20 protein-coding genes are annotated in these 18087 nt (G+C 69.1%); 14 read left to right on the top strand and 6 right to left on the bottom strand.

The features are described from left to right. Nucleotide 1 precedes the first annotated feature (1 nt). A complete protein-coding gene (locus tag KXC42_RS04340) occupies nt 2-211 on the bottom strand; it encodes a hypothetical protein (RefSeq protein WP_060652022.1) in 210 nt (69 codons plus the stop codon). Nucleotides 212-223: 12 nt separating this feature from the next. Continuing rightward, on the bottom strand, nt 224-1114 hold the full coding sequence (locus KXC42_RS04335; RefSeq protein ID WP_064852737.1) for an SPFH domain-containing protein: 891 nt from the start codon (nt 1112-1114) through the stop codon (nt 224-226). Nucleotides 1115-1245: 131 nt separating this feature from the next. Between KXC42_RS04335 and KXC42_RS04330 the strand changes: the two genes are divergently transcribed. The 10 genes from KXC42_RS04330 (at nt 1246) to KXC42_RS04285 (ending at nt 11572) form a co-directional block, all read left to right on the top strand. Beyond that, nucleotides 1246-2376: an NAD(P)-binding domain-containing protein gene (locus KXC42_RS04330; RefSeq protein ID WP_200360161.1), complete on the top strand. Its 1131-nt coding sequence runs from the start codon at nt 1246-1248 to the stop codon at nt 2374-2376. Then, nucleotides 2373-3446, top strand: coding sequence for a S1C family serine protease (locus KXC42_RS04325; protein WP_200359495.1), 1074 nt, complete (start codon nt 2373-2375; stop codon nt 3444-3446). Before KXC42_RS04330 ends, KXC42_RS04325 begins: the two co-directional genes overlap by 4 nt. Before the next feature lie 117 nt (nt 3447-3563). Beyond that, nucleotides 3564-4907, top strand: a complete 1344-nt coding sequence (locus KXC42_RS04320; protein WP_219129968.1) for an MFS transporter — start codon at nt 3564-3566, stop codon at nt 4905-4907. Nucleotides 4908-4975: 68 nt separating this feature from the next. Further along, nucleotides 4976-6613, top strand: a complete 1638-nt coding sequence (locus tag KXC42_RS04315; protein WP_219129967.1) for an ABC-F family ATP-binding cassette domain-containing protein — start codon at nt 4976-4978, stop codon at nt 6611-6613. Then, nucleotides 6614-6991, top strand: coding sequence for an RNA-binding S4 domain-containing protein (locus KXC42_RS04310; RefSeq protein ID WP_006551630.1), 378 nt, complete (start codon nt 6614-6616; stop codon nt 6989-6991). A gap of 69 nt (nt 6992-7060) precedes the next feature. Next, the gene (locus KXC42_RS04305; protein ID WP_033096769.1) at nt 7061-7333 is read left to right on the top strand and encodes a helix-turn-helix transcriptional regulator; all 273 of its coding nucleotides are present in this window, start codon (nt 7061-7063) and stop codon (nt 7331-7333) included. Nucleotide 7334: 1 nt separating this feature from the next. Further along, a complete protein-coding gene (locus KXC42_RS04300) occupies nt 7335-7871 on the top strand; it encodes a hypothetical protein (protein ID WP_006551632.1) in 537 nt (178 codons plus the stop codon). Continuing rightward, a complete protein-coding gene (locus KXC42_RS04295; protein WP_006551633.1) occupies nt 7868-8758 on the top strand; it encodes an ABC transporter ATP-binding protein in 891 nt (296 codons plus the stop codon). Before KXC42_RS04300 ends, KXC42_RS04295 begins: the two co-directional genes overlap by 4 nt. Next, the gene (locus KXC42_RS04290) at nt 8755-9948 is read left to right on the top strand and encodes an ABC transporter permease (protein ID WP_039587530.1); all 1194 of its coding nucleotides are present in this window, start codon (nt 8755-8757) and stop codon (nt 9946-9948) included. The genes KXC42_RS04295 and KXC42_RS04290 overlap by 4 nt, the downstream gene beginning before the upstream one ends. Nucleotides 9949-10066: 118 nt before the next feature. Further along, the gene (locus tag KXC42_RS04285) at nt 10067-11572 is read left to right on the top strand and encodes a carboxyl transferase domain-containing protein (protein ID WP_033096773.1); all 1506 of its coding nucleotides are present in this window, start codon (nt 10067-10069) and stop codon (nt 11570-11572) included. A gap of 16 nt (nt 11573-11588) precedes the next feature. Here the strand turns inward: KXC42_RS04285 and KXC42_RS04280 are convergent, their stop codons facing one another. Further along, a complete protein-coding gene (locus KXC42_RS04280; protein ID WP_219129966.1) occupies nt 11589-12263 on the bottom strand; it encodes a GPP34 family phosphoprotein in 675 nt (224 codons plus the stop codon). Between the two features lie 130 nt (nt 12264-12393). Between KXC42_RS04280 and KXC42_RS04275 the strand changes: the two genes are divergently transcribed. After that, a complete protein-coding gene (locus KXC42_RS04275) occupies nt 12394-14286 on the top strand; it encodes a propionyl-CoA synthetase (RefSeq protein ID WP_219129965.1) in 1893 nt (630 codons plus the stop codon). Nucleotides 14287-14371: 85 nt separating this feature from the next. Here KXC42_RS04275 and KXC42_RS04270 read toward each other — a convergent pair whose 3' ends face one another. Genes KXC42_RS04270 through KXC42_RS04260 form a run of 3 tightly spaced genes read right to left on the bottom strand, consistent with a single transcriptional unit; the run spans nt 14372 to nt 16151 of the window. Continuing rightward, entirely contained in the window at nt 14372-14614 is a 243-nt protein-coding gene (locus KXC42_RS04270) for a DUF3618 domain-containing protein (RefSeq protein WP_006551638.1), read from the bottom strand. Further along, nucleotides 14611-15033 (bottom strand): phage holin family protein, encoded by a 423-nt coding sequence (locus KXC42_RS04265; protein ID WP_006551639.1) that lies wholly within the window; start codon nt 15031-15033, stop codon nt 14611-14613. The genes KXC42_RS04270 and KXC42_RS04265 overlap by 4 nt, the downstream gene beginning before the upstream one ends. Beyond that, complete coding sequence (locus KXC42_RS04260) at nt 15030-16151, bottom strand: YihY/virulence factor BrkB family protein (protein WP_024103103.1); 1122 nt, start codon at nt 16149-16151, stop codon at nt 15030-15032. Before KXC42_RS04260 ends, KXC42_RS04265 begins: the two co-directional genes overlap by 4 nt. A 98-nt stretch (nt 16152-16249) precedes the next feature. On the opposite strand from KXC42_RS04260, the gene KXC42_RS04255 reads away from it, so the two are divergent. From KXC42_RS04255 to KXC42_RS04245, 3 genes are read left to right on the top strand one after another with little or no spacing between them, the layout of a single operon-like run. After that, nucleotides 16250-16759, top strand: coding sequence for a flavin reductase family protein (locus KXC42_RS04255; protein WP_219129964.1), 510 nt, complete (start codon nt 16250-16252; stop codon nt 16757-16759). A gap of 37 nt (nt 16760-16796) precedes the next feature. Next, on the top strand, nt 16797-17573 hold the full coding sequence (locus KXC42_RS04250; RefSeq protein WP_024103101.1) for a pyrimidine reductase family protein: 777 nt from the start codon (nt 16797-16799) through the stop codon (nt 17571-17573). Continuing rightward, nucleotides 17563-18054 carry a CinA family protein gene (locus KXC42_RS04245; RefSeq protein ID WP_006551643.1) on the top strand — a complete coding sequence of 164 codons (492 nt, stop codon included), beginning with the start codon at nt 17563-17565 and terminating at the stop codon, nt 18052-18054. Before KXC42_RS04250 ends, KXC42_RS04245 begins: the two co-directional genes overlap by 11 nt. Nucleotides 18055-18087 lie beyond the last annotated feature (33 nt).

The raw sequence follows: 18087 nt of genomic DNA, 5'->3' as shown, positions 1-18087 counted from the left end.
CTCACTCCTCGTCGTCGGCATCGGCGCGCGGACGACCGGGCCCGCGTATGCGCCCCACCTCGCGCGGCATCCGGCCGGCCTCGGTGAGGGCCCGCCGGAGCAGGAACTCGATCTGGGCGTTGGTGCTGCGCAACTCGTCGGCAGCCCACCGCGCGAGCGCGTCGTGGACTGCCGGGTCGAGGCGCAGCAGCACCTTCTTACGTTCGGCCATGCCGCATGATCCCTACTGGTACAGCGATCCCGTGTTGAGGACGGGCTGAGCACTCTGGTCTCCACACAACACGACGAGGAGATTCGAGACCATCGCGGCCTTGCGTTCCTCGTCGAGCTCGACGGTGTGCTCGGCCTCGAGGCGGGCCAGGGCGGTGCCGACCATCGAGACGGCGCCTTTGACGATCTGCTCGCGGGCGGCGATGACGGCGCCGGCCTGCTGACGTCGCAGCATCGCCTGGGCGATCTCGGGTGCGTAGGCGAGCTGGTTGATGCGGGTCTCGATGACGCGGATACCGGCGGACTGCACGCGGTCGTGGACCTCGGCCGAGAGCTTGGTGGTGATCTCGTCGGCGTTCTGACGCAGCGACATCACTTCCGGCGCAGCGTCGTACGGGTACGAGCCGGCGATGTGACGGACCGCGGCCTCGGTCTGCACGGCGACGAACTCCTCGAAGTCGTCGACGTCGAAGACGGCGCGCGCGGTGTCCTCGACCTGCCACACGATGACCGCCGATATCTCGATGGGGTTGCCGTCGGCGTCGTTGACCTTGGCTCTGCCCGTCTCGTGGTTGCGGATGCGGGTGGAGATCTTGCGGCGGGTGTTGAGCGGGTTCATCCAGCGCAGACCGGGTTCGCGCAGGGTGCCGGTGTACGAGCTGCCGAGGAGCTGGAGGACGCGGGCCTCGTTCGGTTCGACGAGGACGAGTCCGGCGAGCGGCACGAGGGCGAGCACCACGATGACGGCGCCGACGATGATCAGCGGGACCGTGACATCCACCGCTCCCCAGCCGATCAGCCCGGCGCCGACGGCGATTGCGACCAGAGCGGCGATCAGCACCGGCCAGCCGTTGGACGAGGGGCCCGGCCGCTCGACGGTCACGGGCGACTGCACGACATCCATGTTACTACCTCCCAGAGTCAAAGCGATATTAAAGTGATATCACATTTCTACGGCTGCGGACAGCGTTCCTTCCGCGCATCGGGCGCGATCGCGGCATGATGAAGGACAACGATCCGAGAGGGAGGCTCGCGATGCTCGCCGACGAGGCACTCGATGCGGCCGAGGTACAGACCGCCGATGCGACGCCGGTCGACATCGTCGTGATCGGCGCCGGGCAGGCCGGCCTGTCGACCGCCTACTTCCTCACCCGCTTCGGAGTCGCACCCGAAACCGGATTCGTCGTCCTCGACCGCTCGTTCGGCCCCGGCGGGGCATGGCAGGACCGCTGGCCGTCGCTGACGCTGAGCACCGTCAACGGCGTCCACGACCTGCCCGGCCTCGCGTTCGCGGACGTCGTCGACACCTCCGCGGGAGAGGTTCCGGCCGCCTCTGCGGTACCGCAGTACTACGCCGCCTACGAAAAGGAGTTCGACCTTCCCGTCCACCGACCCACCACCGTGCGGGTCGTGTGCGACCGCGGCGAGCGACTGCGCGTGGAGACCGAATCGGCCGTCTACGCGACACGCGGCATCATCAACGCGACCGGCACCTGGGAACGCCCCTTCGTCCCGTGGTATCCCGGCGCCGCGCGCTTCACCGGACGGCAACTGCACACCAGGGACTACCGAACGGCCGAGGAATTCACCGGGCAGCACGTGCTCGTCGTCGGCGGCGGCATCTCCGCGGTCCAGCTCCTCGACGAGATCTCGCGCGTCACCGAGACCACCTGGGTGACGCGACGCGAACCCGCTTGGAGCGAGGAACCTTTCACAGCCGAGCGCGGTCACGCTGCCGTCGCGCTCGTGGAGGATCGGGTACGACGCGGACTGCCACCCGGATCGGTCGTCTCCGTCACCGGGCTCCCGCTCACCCCGGCGCTGCGGGCCGCGCGCGAACGCGGCGCGCTGGAGCGGTCCCCGATGTTCTCCGAGATCACCGAGACCGGGGTCCGGTGGAGCGACGGGCGGACACTCGACGTCGACGTCATCCTGTGGTGCACCGGATTCCGAAGTTCCCTCGACCATCTCGCGCCGCTGTCGTTGCGCAACGCCGGTGGCGGCATCACGATGGACGGCCGGCTCGCGACCCGCGTCGCGAAGGATCCGCGCATCCACCTCGTCGGCTACGGCCCGTCGGCGTCCACGATCGGGGCGAACCGCGCCGGTCGCGCCGCGGCCCGGGAACTGGTCGACCATCTCACCGGCGAGGTGCCGCAACAGTGAGCGGGCGGGGCGGATCGGTGCTGCTGGTCGCGCTCGCGACCACCGCCAGCCTCGTCGCATCGGCACCGGCCCTGGTCGACGTCGCGCTCCCTCCCCCACCACCGGCGCCGGTCGCTCCTCCCCCGACACCGCTGACCGCCGACGAACTGACCGTGCGCACCCTGCCGGTCGTCGTGACGATCGACGCGAGCGCGGGATGGACGGGCATGACGGGCACCGGGATCGTGATCACCCCCGACGGCACGGTCGTCACGAATCATCATGTGGTGAGCGGAGCCACCGACATCAGCGCGGTCAGCGGCGCGAACGGCCTGATCTACGACGCCGAGGTCCTCGGCTACGACCGCGAGCGCGACCTCGCGGTCCTGCGACTCGGCACCGCGAGCGACCTTCCGGCCGCCGTGATCGCGGAGGACCTGCCGCCGGTGGGCAGCCGGGTCACGGCCTTCGGGAACTCCCAGGGCGGTGGGGTCGTCGTGGCGACACCCGGCACCATCGTCGAGTTCGACCGCAACGTGGTGGTGCGCGACGCCACGGACGGTTCGCGGCACCGCCTCACGGGGATGATCCGCACCGACGCCCCGATCCGGCCGGGTGATTCCGGCGGGCCACTGGTCGACGAGTACGGAACGGTCGTGGGGATCAACACCGCGGGTGCGGTGCAGCGGAACATCGACACCTCGCCCGATACGACCCCCGAGGCGTACGCCGTGCCCATCACCGAGGCGATCACCGTCGTCGAGCAGGTGCGGACGGGAGTGAGCGAAGGGTCGGTGCACGTGGGCCCGACGCCCCGGCTGGGCGCGAGCGTCACCACCGCCCGCAAGGACGGGCAGGATCTCGGGGCCGAGGTGCTGTGGGTGTCCTACGACAGTCCCGCCTATCACGCCGGTCTCGACGCCGGCGACGTCGTGGTGTCGTTCGACGGGGAGCGCGTCTCGTCGACCGGAGAACTCGAGGAACGTCTGCTCCGTCACCGTCCCGGCGACGTCGTGTCGATCGAGTGGACCACCGAGAACGACGAAAGGCGTTCCGCAGACATCGTTCTCGAAGTCGGACCCGCACGCTGACGGCGACGCTCACGGAAAAATCGGTTGATCGGTCACCCGGGGGGCGAAGACACTTGACCTCGAGTCGCCTCGAGGTCGCAAGATCTCATCGGACCGTCCGACGACCGGGGGAACGCGATGAGCAACCACACCGCATCACCGACGCACCGGCGTCCGCGCCTGGCGCGCGGACCCGTGCGGCCGTTCGCTCATCCGCAGTACCGCCTGCTGATCCTGGCGCTCGCCGCGGGACTGCTGTCCGTGGGCACCTGGCTCATCGCGGTGGTGTGGCAGGTCGTCGAGATGGGTGGCGGTCCGGCCGAACTGTCCTCGGTCGCAGTGGGGCCTGCCGTGGGCATGCTCCTCGTCGCACTTCTCGGGGGTGTGCTCGCCGATCGGATCCCGCAGCGCACCCTGCTCCTCGCGACGTACATCGTCCGGGCGGTGCTGGTCGCGGTGACGGCTGCGCTCGCCGTGAACGGATCGATCGCCTTCTGGCATCTCACCGTCGTGGGTTTCGCACTCGGGCTCGCCAACGGTGTCCAGTTCCCGGCCTATTCGGCACTGTTGCCGTCCATCGTCCCGCCGCAGGACCTGCTCGCCGCGAACGGTGTCGAGGGTGTGCTCCGGCCGACGCTCGTGCAGGCGGCCGGTCCGGCGGCGGCGAGCGCCGTCGTGGCGGCCTCGTCCCCCGCCGTCGCCATGTGCACCGTCGCGCTCCTCGAGGTGGTCGGGGCATTGTGCATCCTCGCGATGCACCCGACCGTGGTCCGCTGCGACGACACGCGGACCGGAGGGTCGAGCGGATTCCGTTCCGTGCTCGACGATCTCGCGGAGGGTGTGCGGTTCACCGTGCGCACGCGGTGGTTGCTCGGAACGCTCCTGTTCGGGTCCGTCGCGGTCTTCTGCGTGCTGGGACCGATCGAGGTGCTGATCCCGTTCGCGATCCGCGAGGCGACCGGGGGCGGGCCGTTGCAGCACGCGATGGTGATGGCCGGTTTCGGTGTCGGTGGGGCAGTCGGGTCGATGCTCGTGGCGTCGCTGCGGCTGCCGAGGCGCTATCTCACCGTCCCGCTTCTGATGTGGGGGCTGGGCTGCGTCCCCCTCGCCGTCATCGGGGTCTCCGGGTCGGTACCAATCATGATCGCCGCGGTGTTCGTCGTCGGCGCGCTGTTCAACGCCGGATCCGTCGTGTGGGGAACGCTGCTGCAACGGCGGGTGCCCGCGCACCTGCTCGGTCGGGTCTCGAGTCTCGACTTCTTCGTCTCGATCGTGTTCATGCCGCTGTCCATGGCCGTGGCCGGGCCGCTGGCCCTCACGGTCGGGCTCGCGCCGACCTTCGCGATCGCCGGGTTGGTGCCGGCCGTCGCCGCGGTGATCGTGATCGTCGCGGCCCGGACGCGGCGCGACGAGATCGACAATCCACTCGACGCCGTCCCGGTGAGCGACGATGGGATCGTGCCCGCGGAGTGCGGTGGCTGAGGGGCCGCTCGTGGCCGGTACCGACCCGCGCCGGACCTCGGATTCGTCGCACCCGGGATACTCGGAGCGTGAGCGCAACACTTCGTATCAACGGCCTGTCGGCCTCCCGCGGGGAACGTGTCCTGTTCGACGGACTCGATCTCACCGTCGCACCCGGCGATGTGATCGGCCTCGTGGGGGCCAACGGCGCCGGGAAATCGACGCTGCTCACGACCCTCGCGGAGATCGGTGACGCCGATGTCACCGGCTCGGTGGTCCTCAGCCCGCCCGACGCCACCATCGGCTATCTCGCCCAGGAACCCGAACGGGTGCCGGGCGAGACGATCCTCGGTTTCCTCGCACGTCGCACGGGTGTCGCGGCGGCAGAACACGTCATGAACGCCGCTGCCGAGCGACTCGGCGACTCCGACGAGGACGAGTACACCCCGGCGCTCGAACGGTGGCTGGCGCTCGGCGGGGCCGACCTCGCCGAGCGCGCCGAGAAGGCGATCGACGACCTCGGCCTGGAAGCGGGCCTCGACGCTCCGATGACGGCGCTCTCCGGTGGCCAGGCCGCCCGCGCCGGGCTGGCGGCACTGCTGCTGTCGCGCTACGACGTGCTCCTGCTCGACGAACCGACGAACGACCTGGATCTGGCCGGCCTCGAACGACTCGAACGCTTCGTGGACGAGACACGCACGGCATTGGTGGTCGTCAGCCACGACCGCGAATTCCTCGCGCGCACGGTGACGGGCATCGTCGAACTCGATCCCGTGCAGCAGCAGATCTCGGTCTACGAGGGCGGGTACGAGGCGTATCTCGTCGAGCGCGAGGTGGCGCGCCGACACGCGCGCGAACAGTACGAGGAGTTCGCCGACACCAAGTCGCAGCTCGAGGAACGCGCCCGGATGCAACGCAACTGGCTCGAACACGGCGTCCGCAACGCGCGCCGCAAGTCCAAGGACAACGACAAGATCGGACGCAAGCACCGCGCGGAGGCCACCGAGAAGCAGGCGGCGAAGGCGCGTCAGACGCAGCGGCGCATCGAGCGGCTCGACGTCGTCGAGGAGCCGCGCAAGGAATGGGAACTGCGCATGTGCATCGCCGCCGCCCCGCGCAGCGGCACGGTGGTCGCGACCCTCGGCGAGGCCGTCGTCCAGCGGGGCGACTTCGTCCTCGGGCCGATCACCACGCAGGTCGAGTGGGGCGACCGCATCGTCGTCACCGGCCCGAACGGCGCCGGGAAGTCTACGCTGCTCCGGTTGCTGCTCGGCACGATCGAACCGGATACCGGTCGCGCGTCGCTGGGGTCGGGTGTTCTCGTCGGCGAGATCGATCAGGCCCGCAGCCTGTTCGAGGGGGACGAACCGCTGGTCGAGGCGTTCGGGCGCAACGTGCCCGACTGGCCGGACGCCGACGTGCGGACCCTGCTGGCGAAGTTCGCCCTCAAAGGGCACCACGTCCTGCGGACGGCGTCGTCGCTGTCGCCGGGCGAACGCACCCGCGCGGGACTCGCACTGCTGCAGGCACGCGGCGTCAATCTGCTGGTGCTCGACGAACCCACCAACCACCTGGATCTGCCGGCGATCGAGCAACTCGAGCAGGCCGTCGACAGTTTCGAGGGAACCCTACTGCTGATCACGCACGATCGCCGCATGCTGGAGACCACACGGACGACACGTCGATGGATGCTCGACGACGGGAAGCTGAGCGAGGAGTTGATGTAGATGGGTGGAAGCGTGCGCGTGGACAGCTGGACGTGGTCGGTCCGGCTGTTCAAGACCCGGTCCGCCGCGGCGAGCGCGTGCCGCGCCGGGCACGTCCGCGTCGACGGTGTGACGGCCAAGCCGTCGACGCCGGTGACGATCGGAGCCGAGGTCCGCGTACGCGCGCACGGAACGGAGAAGATCGTCGAGGTCACCCAGCTCGTGAACAAGCGCGTGGGTGCACCGATCGCCGCGACCGCCTACATCGATCACAGTCCCCCGCCTCCACCGAAGGAGATCCTCGCGGCGCTCCCCCGCCGCGACCGCGGGGCGGGCCGTCCGACGAAGAAGGAACGTCGCGAACTCGACCGTCTCCGCGGTTTCGCCGACGACGACTGACAACACTACGACATATCGATCCATCCTCACCCATTGACAAAGCGTTGGGTTTTCACAACACTTTGTTCCATGAGTCCGGTACGTCGTGGGGAAGCTCTCCCCATCTACAACCGCATCCGCGTCCTGCGCGCGGAGCGTGGCATGAGCCGCGCACAACTGGCCGCGCTCATCGATGTGAACCCGCAGACCGTCGGAGCACTCGAACGCGGCGACCACTATCCGAGCCTCGATCTCGCCTTCCGCATCTGCGATGTCTTCGGACTACCGGTCGAAGCCGTCTTCTCCCGTACCGAGTTCACGCCGTTGTCGACCGAGCTGTACAAGCCCCGGAAGGAGGCCTGAGATGACCACAGAATCCCTGCTCGATCGCTACGAGGAGTACCGCACCCGCAGGTTCCTGAAGAACGAGGAGATCACCGGGGGGTGGATGCCGAACTGGCGTACCCGCCGTCGCCGCCGCATCCTCGCCGTCGCCGTCATGGTGCTGATCGCGCTGATGTTCGTCGCGTCGATCGCGTCGTACTTCACGATGGCGGCGGCGATCGCCTGGCTGCCGGTGACGCTGGTGTTCCTGCCCACTTGGACGTGTCTGCAGATCGTGTCGGGAAGGCAGTCCGATGCACCCCGTCGCGCCCTCGATGAACGCGAGATCGCCGAGCGCAACAGCGCCCGCTCGATCGGTCTGTCCGTGGCGCAGGGCCTGCTGATGATCCCGATCTTCGCGTTGCTGTGGAGCCCGGCGATCGACTCGATCGACCATCGGGCACTCGCCTATTCCGCAGGCGGATTCGCTCTCGCCTCGATACTGTTCAGCGGTTGCCTGCCCGCCGTTCTGCTCGCCTGGACCCGCCCCGACGACGATCCGGAGGACCTGCTGTGACACTGACGATCGACAATCTCTCGAAGCGCTACGGCGACACGGTCGCCCTCGACGGCGTGAGTTTCGAAGTCCGCCCCGGCGAATTGTTCGGTTTCGTCGGCAGCAACGGCGCCGGCAAGACCACCACTATGCGGATCACCCTCGGCGTCCTGGCCGCCGACTCCGGCGAGGTCCGCATCGACGGGAAGCCGGTCGACCTCGAGATGCGCCGCAACATCGGGTACATGCCCGAGGAACGCGGCCTGTATCCGAAGATGAAGGTCGGCAAGCAACTGTCCTATCTCGCTCGGCTGCACGGCCTTTCGAAGTCGGAGGCGTCGGAGGCGGTGCAACGGTGGACCGAACGGCTCGGCATCGCAGAACGTCTCGGCGACACCGTCGACGCCCTGTCGCTCGGCAACCAGCAGCGCGTGCAGCTCGCCGCGGCTCTCGTGCACGACCCGAAGGTCCTCGTCCTCGACGAGCCGTTCTCCGGCCTCGACCCGGTAGCCGTCGACGTCATGAGCGACGTCCTGCTCGAGAAGGCGAAAGATGGCGTGCCGGTGGTGTTCTCGAGCCACCAGCTCGACCTCGTCCAGCGCCTGTGCGACCGCGTGGGCATCATCGGCGCAGGTCGGATGCGCGCCGTGGGCACCGTCGACGACCTGCGGTCCAAGGGCGACGCGCTCCTCGTCGTCCACGCGCCGCAGGCACCCCGAGGCTGGGCGCACGGTCTGCCGGGCGTCACGCACGCCGAGTACGAGGACGAGCGCACCGTGCTCACCGTCACCCCCGGCGCCGACGACCAGCTGATCCTCAAGGCGGCCCTGGCCACCGGCCCGGTCCACGAGTTCTCGCTCCGACGCCCATCCCTGACCGAGCTGTTCCGAGAGGTGGTTTCCGCATGAGCGCCCCGTTGAGCAACGCCCGCGCGGTCGGTCTCGTCGCGTCGCGCGAGTTCGTCACGCAGGTTCAGAAGAAGAGCTTCCTGATCAGCAACGCGATCATCCTCGTCGCGATCGTCGTCGGTATCGTCGCCACCTCGATCCTGTCCGGCGGCGACGACGACCGCCCCACCGTCGGAGTCGTGGGGGCGCCCGCGCTGCAGACGACGATCGAGTCGCTCGGCGAGACCGTCGGCACTCCGCTCGAGGTCTCCGACGTTCCCGACGCCGCCACCGCCCGCGAGCAGGTGTCCTCCGGCGATCTCGACGTCGCGCTCGTCCCCGGCGACGGCGCATCCGTCACAGCGATCACCGAATCGGAACTCGACACCGACGTCCGCGCGGTCGTCGAGGCCGCTGTCGTGCAGCAGGCCCAGGTCGCCGCGCTGACCGACCGCGGCGTCGATCCCGCCGCGGTCGCGGCCGACGTCTCGGCGGCGACCGTGACCGTCGACGCCCTCGACCCGCCGGACCCCGAACAGGGACAACGCATCATCCTCTCGATCATCGCGGTGATCCTGCTGTACATGCAGATCCTGATGTTCGGCATGTACGTCGCGATGGGTGTCGTCGAGGAGAAGTCCTCGCGTGTCGTCGAACTGCTGCTGTCCACGCTGCGTCCCCTGCAACTGCTGTGGGGCAAGATCCTCGGCATCGGCGCGGTCGGGCTCCTGCAACTCACCGCCTACGGCGCGGTCGGTGTCGGCACGGCGCTCGCCACCGACACCCTCACGATCACCGGCACCGCCCTCGGCGTGCTCGCCGGCACCCTCGGCTGGTTCGTCCTCGGCTTCGCGTTCTTCGCCGTCCTCTACGCGGCGGCGGGGTCGATGGTGTCGCGGCAGGAGGACGTCAATTCCACCTCGGGTCCGCTGGTGATGCTGATTCTCGCGATGTTCTTCGCGGCGTTCTCGTCGGTCGACGACCCCGAGGCCGGATGGAGCACCACGCTGAGCTGGATCCCGCCGTTCTCGGCGATCCTCATGCCGCTGCGCATCGCGGCGGGCGTGGCCACGCCGGTGCAGATCGTCGGCACCATCGTGCTGATGGTCGCCGCGATCGCGATGCTCAGTGTGATCGCCGCGCGCATCTACCAGCGGTCGATCCTGCGCATCGGCCGGACGGTCACGTGGAAGGAAGCGCTCGGCCGATAGCCGATCCCACAACGAGGGGGAGGATATATGCGGTGTGTCGCAAGAACACGCACATGTCCTCCCCCTCGTTCGCGCCGGTATAGGTTGACCGCGACGGACGAGGACAGGTGGAGGCGACGTGGCCGGTAGCAGGATCTCGGCGCAGGAGTTCATCGACAAGGTGCTCGACCCGGGAAGCTTCGTCTCCTGGGACGTTCCGCCGATCGATGTCGGGGCGGGCGAGAAGTACCTCGCCGATCTGGACAGGGCCGCCGAGAAGTCCGGGGTCGACGAATCCGTGCTCACCGGTTCGGGCACCGTCCACGGCCGCCGGGTCGCTCTGATCGTGTGCGAATTCTCCTTCCTCGCAGGCTCGATCGGTGTCGCCGCCGCCGAACGCATCGTCACCGCCGTCGAACGCGCGACCGCCGAGGGACTGCCCCTGCTCGCGTCGCCCACCTCGGGTGGCACCCGCATGCAGGAGGGCACCCTCGCCTTCGTGCAGATGGTGAAGATCGCCGCCGCCGTCGCTGCGCACAAGGCCGCACATCTCGGTTATCTCGTGTACCTGCGCAATCCGACGACGGGCGGGGTGTTCGCGTCGTGGGGGTCGCTCGGGCACGTCACTGCCGCCGAACCGGGCGCGCTCGTCGGGTTCCTCGGTCCGCGCGTCTACAAGGCGCTCTACCAGGAGAACTTCCCCGAGGACGTCCAGACCGCGGAGAACCTGTATCGCAAGGGCGTGATCGACGGGGTCGTGCCCCTCGGCGGTGTGCGTCAGGTCGTGCACCGGCTGCTGCGCGTACTCGTCGAGGGCAACCGGCCCGAGGTGACGTCGAGTCCGGCGATCACCACCGTCGACGACGTGCCCGACATCCCGGCCTGGCATTCGGTAATGCTCAGCCGACGGCCCGAACGGCCCGGTATCCGGCAGTTGCTGCGTCACGCCGCCTCCGCGCAGGTCCCCCTGTCCGGGACCGGTGAGGGCGAATCCGATCGCACCGTCCTGCTCTCCCTCGCCCGGTTCCGTGGCGTGTCGTGTGTGATGTTCGGCCAGGACCGTGCGGGACAGTCACCCGAACGCACGATGGGGCCGGGAGCACTGCGCGAGGCCCGCCGCGCGATGCGTCTCGCCGACGAACTGCGCCTGCCGCTCGTGCTCGTCATCGACACCCTCGGCGCGTCGCTGTCGAAGGAGGCAGAGGAACGCGGGCTCGCACCCGAGATCGCCCGCTGCCTCGCCGATCTCGTCACTCTGCCCACCCCGACGGTGTCGGTGCTGCTCGGTCAGGGAACCGGGGGCGGCGCGCTCGCCCTGCTGCCCGCCGACCGCGTGTTGTGCGCGCAGCACGGCTGGCTCGCCCCGCTCCCGCCCGAAGGCGCGAGTGCGATCGTGCACCGCGACACCACCCACGCACCGGCCATGGCGCAGGATCAGGGGATCCGCTCCCGCGACCTGCTGCGCAACGGTGTCGTCGACGCGATCGTCCCCGAGCACCCCGATGCCACCGAGGAACCCGTCTCGTTCGTCAAGCGGGTCGGTGCTGCGGTCGCCCGCGAACTCGCGATCCTCACCGACGAGCCCGCGGAGGACCGCTACCGGCGACGGATCGAGCGGTACCGCAAGCTCGGCGTGCACTCCTGACCCGGCGCGATCCGGATCAGCTCGAACCCGCCACCGCCCCGCCGGCCGCGACGGCGGCCATCATGGCCGCGTTGACGGATGCGACGGCGTCGCGCACCGCCTCGGCCGCCCACTCGCCCTGCGCGATCTCCTTCGCTCGTTTCTTCACTGCCCGCTTGTCGGCGTCCGGGAACACCTTCGGCGCCGCATCCGCCGCCGACAGCAGCGCGATCAGCGCCGCGGTGCGTGGCTCCGGGGTCAGGCCGTCGATCAACGCCGCGCGGATCAGGTCGCGGACGCGCTGCTCGTGGGTGGAATCGATCGCGGGCCACTTCTTCGTCGGGAACACGCCGAGGATCCTCCCGCGCTCCTCCGAGACCCAGCCCTGCTCGACGACCCGCGCGAGAAGCTTCTCCTGCAGGTCCTTCTGCAGTTTCTCGATGGCCGACGTCGGCTTCAGCGGCCTGCCCGAGCCGAGACGCTCGACTGCCTCGGCAAGGATCGGATCGGCGGGTCGTGCCTCGGTGCGTATCGCGATCCGCCCCTTCTTCACCTGCTCCCCCTCGGTGTCGACCGCCACCACGTCGTCGAGGGCGAGTTCGAGGAGCACCGCACCCGCGAGAACGCGGGGCAGTTTCACTCCGTCGACGAGAGCCTTTCCCGATTCGTCGTCTAGAAGCAGGAGCAGCAGGTCTTCCGCGATCGAGGTCATGCGGCTCAGGGTAGGCACTTCGTCCGTTCGTCGCCTGGTCGTGTCCGTCCGACGCAGACCTGCAGCCACCCCCTTGCAGGTCACATAGAGTGGTTCGGGCCACAACCGCCGTCGAGGAAGGACACGAACGATGGGCTCGTACGAGGAGGCGTTCCGTCGGAGCACCGAGGATCCGGAGGGATTCTGGCTCGAGGCCGCCCGCGCGGTCGAGTGGGAGAGCGCGCCGACGCGAGCTCTCGACGACTCGGCGGCACCGTCGTACAAGTGGTTCCCGGACGGCACCCTGAACACCAGCGTCAACGCACTCGACCGGCACGTGGACGCCGGCAACGGCGACCGCCCGGCCCTGATCTGGGATTCGGCGATGGTTCCGGCCAAGCGCACCTACACCTACGCCGAACTGCTCGACGAGGTCGCGAAGTTCGCCGGTGCGCTGCGCGACCAGGGTGTCGCCGCCGGCGACCGCGTCATCGTCTACATGCCGATGATCCCCGAGGCCGCCATCGCGATGCTCGCCTGCGCCCGCATCGGGGCGGTGCACTCGGTGGTGTTCGGCGGGTTCGCCGCGAAGGAACTCGCGACCCGCATCGACGACGCCACGCCGGTCGTGCTCGTCACCGCCTCCGGTGGTCTCGAACCCGGCCGCACCGTCGAGTACCTGCCGATCGTCGAGCAGGCGATCGGCCTGTCGCCGACCCCGCCGCACACCGTGATCGTGAAGAACCGCGAGCAGATCCCCGGATCGGCGGCCGACTACCAGACGTCCTCGGCGGCGTGGTTCGACTGGGACGAGCTGTGCGCCGACGCGTCCCCTGCGGAGCCCGTGACGGTCGCGGCGACCGACCCGCTCTACATCCTCTACACCTCCGGCACCACCGGGAAGCCCAAGGGCGTGGTCCGCGACAACGGTGGGCACGCCGTGGCCCTGACGTGGTCGATGCGCAACATCTACGACATCGATCCGGGCGACGTGTGGTGGACCGCGTCCGATGTGGGCTGGGTGGTCGGCCACTCCTACATCGTCTACGGCCCGCTGCTGGTCGGAGCAACGACGGTGATGTACGAGGGCAAGCCCGTCGGCACCCCCGATGCGGGTGCGTTCTGGCGGATCATCGCCGAGAACGGCGTCAAGGCACTGTTCACCGCTCCCACGGCGATTCGCGCTGTGCGCAAGGCGGATCCGAACGCCGAGGAACTGAAGAAGTACCCCATCGACTCGCTGCAGACGCTCTTCGCCGCCGGTGAGCGCCTCGACCCCGACACCTACCACTGGGCGACGAAGGTGCTCGACCGCCCGGTGGTCGACCACTGGTGGCAGACCGAGACGGGCTGGGCGATCGCGGCGAATCTGCGCGGGCTCGAGGCGATGCCGCTCAAGGCCGGCTCCCCCACCGTCCCCGTGCCGGGCTACCGGGTCGAGATCGTCGACGGAGAGGGCAAGCCCGTCGATCCGAACACCGAGGGCAACATCGTCATCCGCCTGCCGTTGCCGCCGGGCACACTGGCCGGCCTGTGGCAGGACGACGACCGGTACCGCCGGTCGTACCTCGACACCTTCCCCGGTTACTACCTCACCGGCGACTCGGGCTATGTCGACGAGGACGGCTACGTCTTCGTCCTCGGCCGGTCCGACGACGTGATCAACGTTGCCGGGCACCGGCTCTCGACCGGAAGCATGGAGGCCGTGGTGGCCTCGCATCCCGCTGTCGCCGAATGCGCCGTGGTGGGCATCCGCGACGAATTGAAGGGCCAGCGCCCCTCGGGTTACGTGGTGCTCAAGGCCGGCGTGGAGATCGAGCCCGAGACCCTGCGTCAGGAACTCGTCACGATGGTCCGCGACCAGATCGGTGCGGTCGCGACCTTCCGCGACGTGACCGTGGTCCAGGCCCTGCCGAAGACGCGCTCCGGCAAGATCCTGCGCAAGACCATGCGGCAGATTGCCGACCACGAGGAGTACACCGTGCCGTCGACGATCGAGGACCCGGCCGTGCTCGACGCGCTGAAGGAACAGCTCGGCGGCTGACGGGACGCCCCGCTGAGCCTGCACACAGCAGCGGACGGATACTCGGTGCAGAACACGAGTATCCGTCCGCTCGAGTACGCCTACGTCACTTCTTCCGTCTGCGCCTCACAAGCACCAGCACGAGCACGGCCGCGATGACCCCGCCGGCCACCGCGATCAGATCGGGCCGGTTGCGGACTTCCTGGGCCCGTTCGGCCGCGGACTGCTTGACCCGGGTGGGCACGTCGAGTCTGTCGGTGAGTTCGCCGACGGTCGCGGCGAGTTCGGCCCGTTGACGTTCGATGTCGGCCACCTCGTCCGGACGACCACCGTTGTCGGATGCGGTCACTTCGTTGCTCCCTTCGCGGCGTCGATGTCGGCGCGGACACTGGCGACCGTGCGTTCCGGCACGGGCGGTGCGGCGTTCTTCGCCTTCGAGGCACCGACCGCGGCGAGGATGCCACCGACCGCGAGCACCACGAGCGCGACGATGAGGGCCGCGAGCCACGGTTCGACGGCGGTGGCGAGGCCGAGTACGGCCGTCGCGATCAGGGTCGCCAGACCGAGGAACAACAGGATCGCTCCCGCACCCGAGATCCCCACGCCCACACCGATGCGGGTGCCTTTGGACTTGACTTCCTCGAGCGCGTGCGAGACCTCGGTCCGCACGAGGGTCGAGACCTGTTCGGTGAGCCGCTCGGTGAGTTCGACAGTGGACAGGTTCTTCGGTTGCTCGGCTACGGGGCGCGCATTGCCGGGTGTCGTCATCGCGGATTCCTTTCCGTCGTGGGCCCGGTAGGGCCCACGGGGTCGGCCGCCTCTCCGGAGGAGCCGTCGGCGCTGTGGGCTTCGCGCAGCTTCCGCCCGTGCTCGACGAGTTCTTCCAGCTTGGCGGCGTTCTTCTCGCTCGCGCGCGAATCACGTTCGGGCAGTTGCAGTGTCTTCTCGGCAGGCATACCGGCCTGCAGCTGGCGGCCACGTTCCATCTCGGCGTCGAACTCGGCACCGAACAACAAGGCCAGATTGGTGATCCACAACCACAACAGGAAGATCACCGCACCGGCGAGTGAGCCGTAGGTCTTGTTGTAGCTGCCGAAATTCGAGACGTAGAAGGCGAATGCCACCGAAGCCACGATCCACACGACGATCGCGATGAGCGATCCGAGGCTGACCCAGCGGAACTTCGGCTGGGACACGTTGGGCGTCGCGTAGTACAGCACCGCGACGATCATGACCACCAGCGCAAGCATCACGGGCCACTTGACGATGTTCCACACCGTCACGGCGGTGTCGCCGAGGCCGATGACGTCGCCGATCGTGCGTGCGACCGGGCCGCTGATCACGAGCATCAGGGCGGTCGTCCCGGCGGCCACCAGGGCCACAGCGGTGATCAGCAGCATCAGCGGACGCAGCTTCCAGACGGGCCGGCCCTCTTCGATCTCGTAGATCCGGTTCATGGCGCGGCCGAAGGCGCCGACATATCCCGAGGCCGACCACAGCGCGCCGAGAATACCGACGATCAGGGCGAATCCGGCTGTCGGTGCGGACACGAGCTGTTCGATCGGTCCTCGCAGGGTGTCGACGGCGGAGGACGGGCCGAGGTCCTCGACCATGCCGAGCACGGTGTCGACCGTCGTCTGTCCCTGGCCGAACACGCCGAGCAACGAGACCACGACGAGCAGCGCAGGGAACAGCGACAGGACGGCGTAGTACGTCAGTGCGGCTGCGAGATCGGTGCACTGGTCCCGACTGAACTCCCGAATCGTCCTGCGCAGCACATATTTCCACGACGGCGTGGACAGATCGGTCGGTGAGTCGGGTTTGCGCGGGTCATCGGGGGCGAGGGTGGCACCCGACGATCCATCACCTCTGTGCTCGGCGTCCATACTGCGGCGGGTACCCCACCTCGCACACCGACCAAACTCACAGCCGCACCGCGGCCGAACCACCGCCGCATCGGTGTGACGGCCGTACGATTCCGCTCATGGCCGGCACCCCACTCGAAGGATCCGCCGACGGTTTCGCGGGCATCGCCTCGCAGCTCGACTACCCGATGTTCATCGTCACCGCATTCGACGGCGAGGAACGCAGCGGTTGCCTGATCGGTTTCGCGACCCAGTCCGCGATCGATCCGGCCCGCTTCCTGGTGGCGCTGTCGAACAAGAACCGGACCTACCGGGTGGCGTCGAAGGCGAAGCACCTCGCCGTGCACGTCCTGACCCCGGCAGACCGCGAACTGGCAGCGCTGTTCGGCGAGCACACCGGCGACGACATCGACAAGTTCGACCGCTGCTCGTGGCACGAGGGACCCCACGCATTACCCGTGCTGGACGGCCTGCGCGCGTGGTTCGTCGGCCGGATCCTCGAGACCTTCACGACCGGCGACCACGGCGGTTTCCTCCTCGAACCCGAACGCGGTGAGCTCCGTGGCGACCTGGACCGCCTCATGACCTTCAAGTCCGTGGGTGATCTCGACGCCGGGCACGGCGCGTGACGTGCATCCGGCGGGCGGGAGTGGTCTGATCGGCGTCATGCGACGACTCGACGGCACCGATGCGACGCAGCACGTGGACGACACGGCGCTGCGCGCTCTCTACGCCTATCCCGACGACCTGTCCCGGCCGTGGATGCGGATCAACTTCGTGTCCTCCCTCGACGGAGCCGTGGCGGTCGAGGGACGATCGGGCGCCCTCGGCTCGCCCGCCGACAAGAAGGTCTTCGGGCTGCTGCGCGAACTCGCCGATGTGATCCTCGTGGGCGCAGGCACCGTGCGGGCCGAGAACTACGGCGGCGCGAGGACCAGCGAGGCCCTGCGCGTGCGCCGCGAGGAGGCCGGACTCGCTCCGATACCGCCGGTCGCGGTGGTGACCGCCTCGTGCGACCTGCCGCCCGACCTGCGTCTGTTCACCGACACGACGATCCCGCCCGTGGTCTTCACGACCGCACGGGCCCCCGAGACCGCCCGGCGCGCGGTGGAGGCCGCCGGAGGCGACGTCCGCGTCATCGCCGACGCAGTGATCGACGGCCCCTCCCTGCTCGCGGCGATCGGCGAGGCGGGATGGCTCCGGGTGCTGTGCGAGGGCGGACCGAATCTGTTCGGCCGCATGATCGAGGACGGCGTCGTCGACGAGCTGTGCCTGACCTGGGCTCCGGTCCTGGCCGCCGGCAGCGCCGCGCGTATCGCGCATTCGCCGACGGCCGCTCTGACACCCCTGCAACGTGCGCACCTGGTGTGCGACGACGACGGCACCCTGCTCACCCGCTGGGTGCGACCCGATGCTCTGGAAGGAGATACGCATGGCCGATGACGACGTGGTGGAGGGGACGGACACCTCCGACGAGTTGATCGAGCAGCTGGCACAGCTCGCCTCCGACAAGGAGCTGACGCTCGGCTGCGCGGAGTCGCTCACCGCGGGCACGCTCGCAGCCCGCCTGGGTGCCGCGAAGGGCAGCTCCGACTGGTTCCGCGGCGGCATCGTCGCGTACTCGCGCGAGGTCAAGTACGGCCTGCTCGAGGTTCCGGAGGGCCCCGTCGTGTCCGAGAGCGCGGCCCGCACGATGGCGGAGAGCACCTCCCGCCTCCTGGGCGCGGACATCGTCGTCGCCGTGAGCGGAGCCGGTGGGCCCGACCCGCAGGACGGCCGCCCGCCGGGCACGGTGTGCTTCGCGACGACCGGTCCGGACGGCACCCGCAGCGAGGAGCAGCGCTTCGACGGTGATCCCCAGGACGTGCTCGCGAGGACGGTGCGTCACGCCCTGTCGTTGCTCGTCGAGCGCGCATCCGCCTGAAAATCGGATGCGATCTTCCACCCGCGGGGCCTA

It is taken from the genome of Rhodococcus sp. LW-XY12 (assembly GCF_019317345.1).
GTDB lineage: Bacteria > Actinomycetota > Actinomycetes > Mycobacteriales > Mycobacteriaceae > Rhodococcus > Rhodococcus pyridinivorans.
This window is presented reverse-complemented; position numbering and strand designations above follow the sequence as displayed.

Excerpts from the sequence above, each read along its gene's own strand:
- KXC42_RS04290 (WP_039587530.1), top strand. The coding sequence starts at position 8,755 with ATGAGCGCCCCGTTGAGCAACGCCCGCGCGGTCGGTCTCGTCGCGTCG.
- KXC42_RS04250 (WP_024103101.1), top strand. The coding sequence starts at position 16,797 with ATGCGACGACTCGACGGCACCGATGCGACGCAGCACGTGGACGACACG.
- KXC42_RS04340 (WP_060652022.1), bottom strand. The coding sequence starts at position 211 with ATGGCCGAACGTAAGAAGGTGCTGCTGCGCCTCGACCCGGCAGTCCAC.
- KXC42_RS04280 (WP_219129966.1), bottom strand. The coding sequence starts at position 12,263 with ATGACCTCGATCGCGGAAGACCTGCTGCTCCTGCTTCTAGACGACGAA.
- KXC42_RS04320 (WP_219129968.1), top strand. The coding sequence starts at position 3,564 with ATGAGCAACCACACCGCATCACCGACGCACCGGCGTCCGCGCCTGGCG.
- KXC42_RS04255 (WP_219129964.1), top strand. The coding sequence starts at position 16,250 with ATGGCCGGCACCCCACTCGAAGGATCCGCCGACGGTTTCGCGGGCATC.
- KXC42_RS04265 (WP_006551639.1), bottom strand. The coding sequence starts at position 15,033 with ATGACGACACCCGGCAATGCGCGCCCCGTAGCCGAGCAACCGAAGAAC.
- KXC42_RS04275 (WP_219129965.1), top strand. The coding sequence starts at position 12,394 with ATGGGCTCGTACGAGGAGGCGTTCCGTCGGAGCACCGAGGATCCGGAG.
- KXC42_RS04260 (WP_024103103.1), bottom strand. The coding sequence starts at position 16,151 with ATGGACGCCGAGCACAGAGGTGATGGATCGTCGGGTGCCACCCTCGCC.
- KXC42_RS04335 (WP_064852737.1), bottom strand. The coding sequence starts at position 1,114 with ATGGATGTCGTGCAGTCGCCCGTGACCGTCGAGCGGCCGGGCCCCTCG.
- KXC42_RS04300 (WP_006551632.1), top strand. The coding sequence starts at position 7,335 with ATGACCACAGAATCCCTGCTCGATCGCTACGAGGAGTACCGCACCCGC.
- KXC42_RS04305 (WP_033096769.1), top strand. The coding sequence starts at position 7,061 with ATGAGTCCGGTACGTCGTGGGGAAGCTCTCCCCATCTACAACCGCATC.
- KXC42_RS04310 (WP_006551630.1), top strand. The coding sequence starts at position 6,614 with ATGGGTGGAAGCGTGCGCGTGGACAGCTGGACGTGGTCGGTCCGGCTG.
- KXC42_RS04330 (WP_200360161.1), top strand. The coding sequence starts at position 1,246 with ATGCTCGCCGACGAGGCACTCGATGCGGCCGAGGTACAGACCGCCGAT.
- KXC42_RS04245 (WP_006551643.1), top strand. The coding sequence starts at position 17,563 with ATGGCCGATGACGACGTGGTGGAGGGGACGGACACCTCCGACGAGTTG.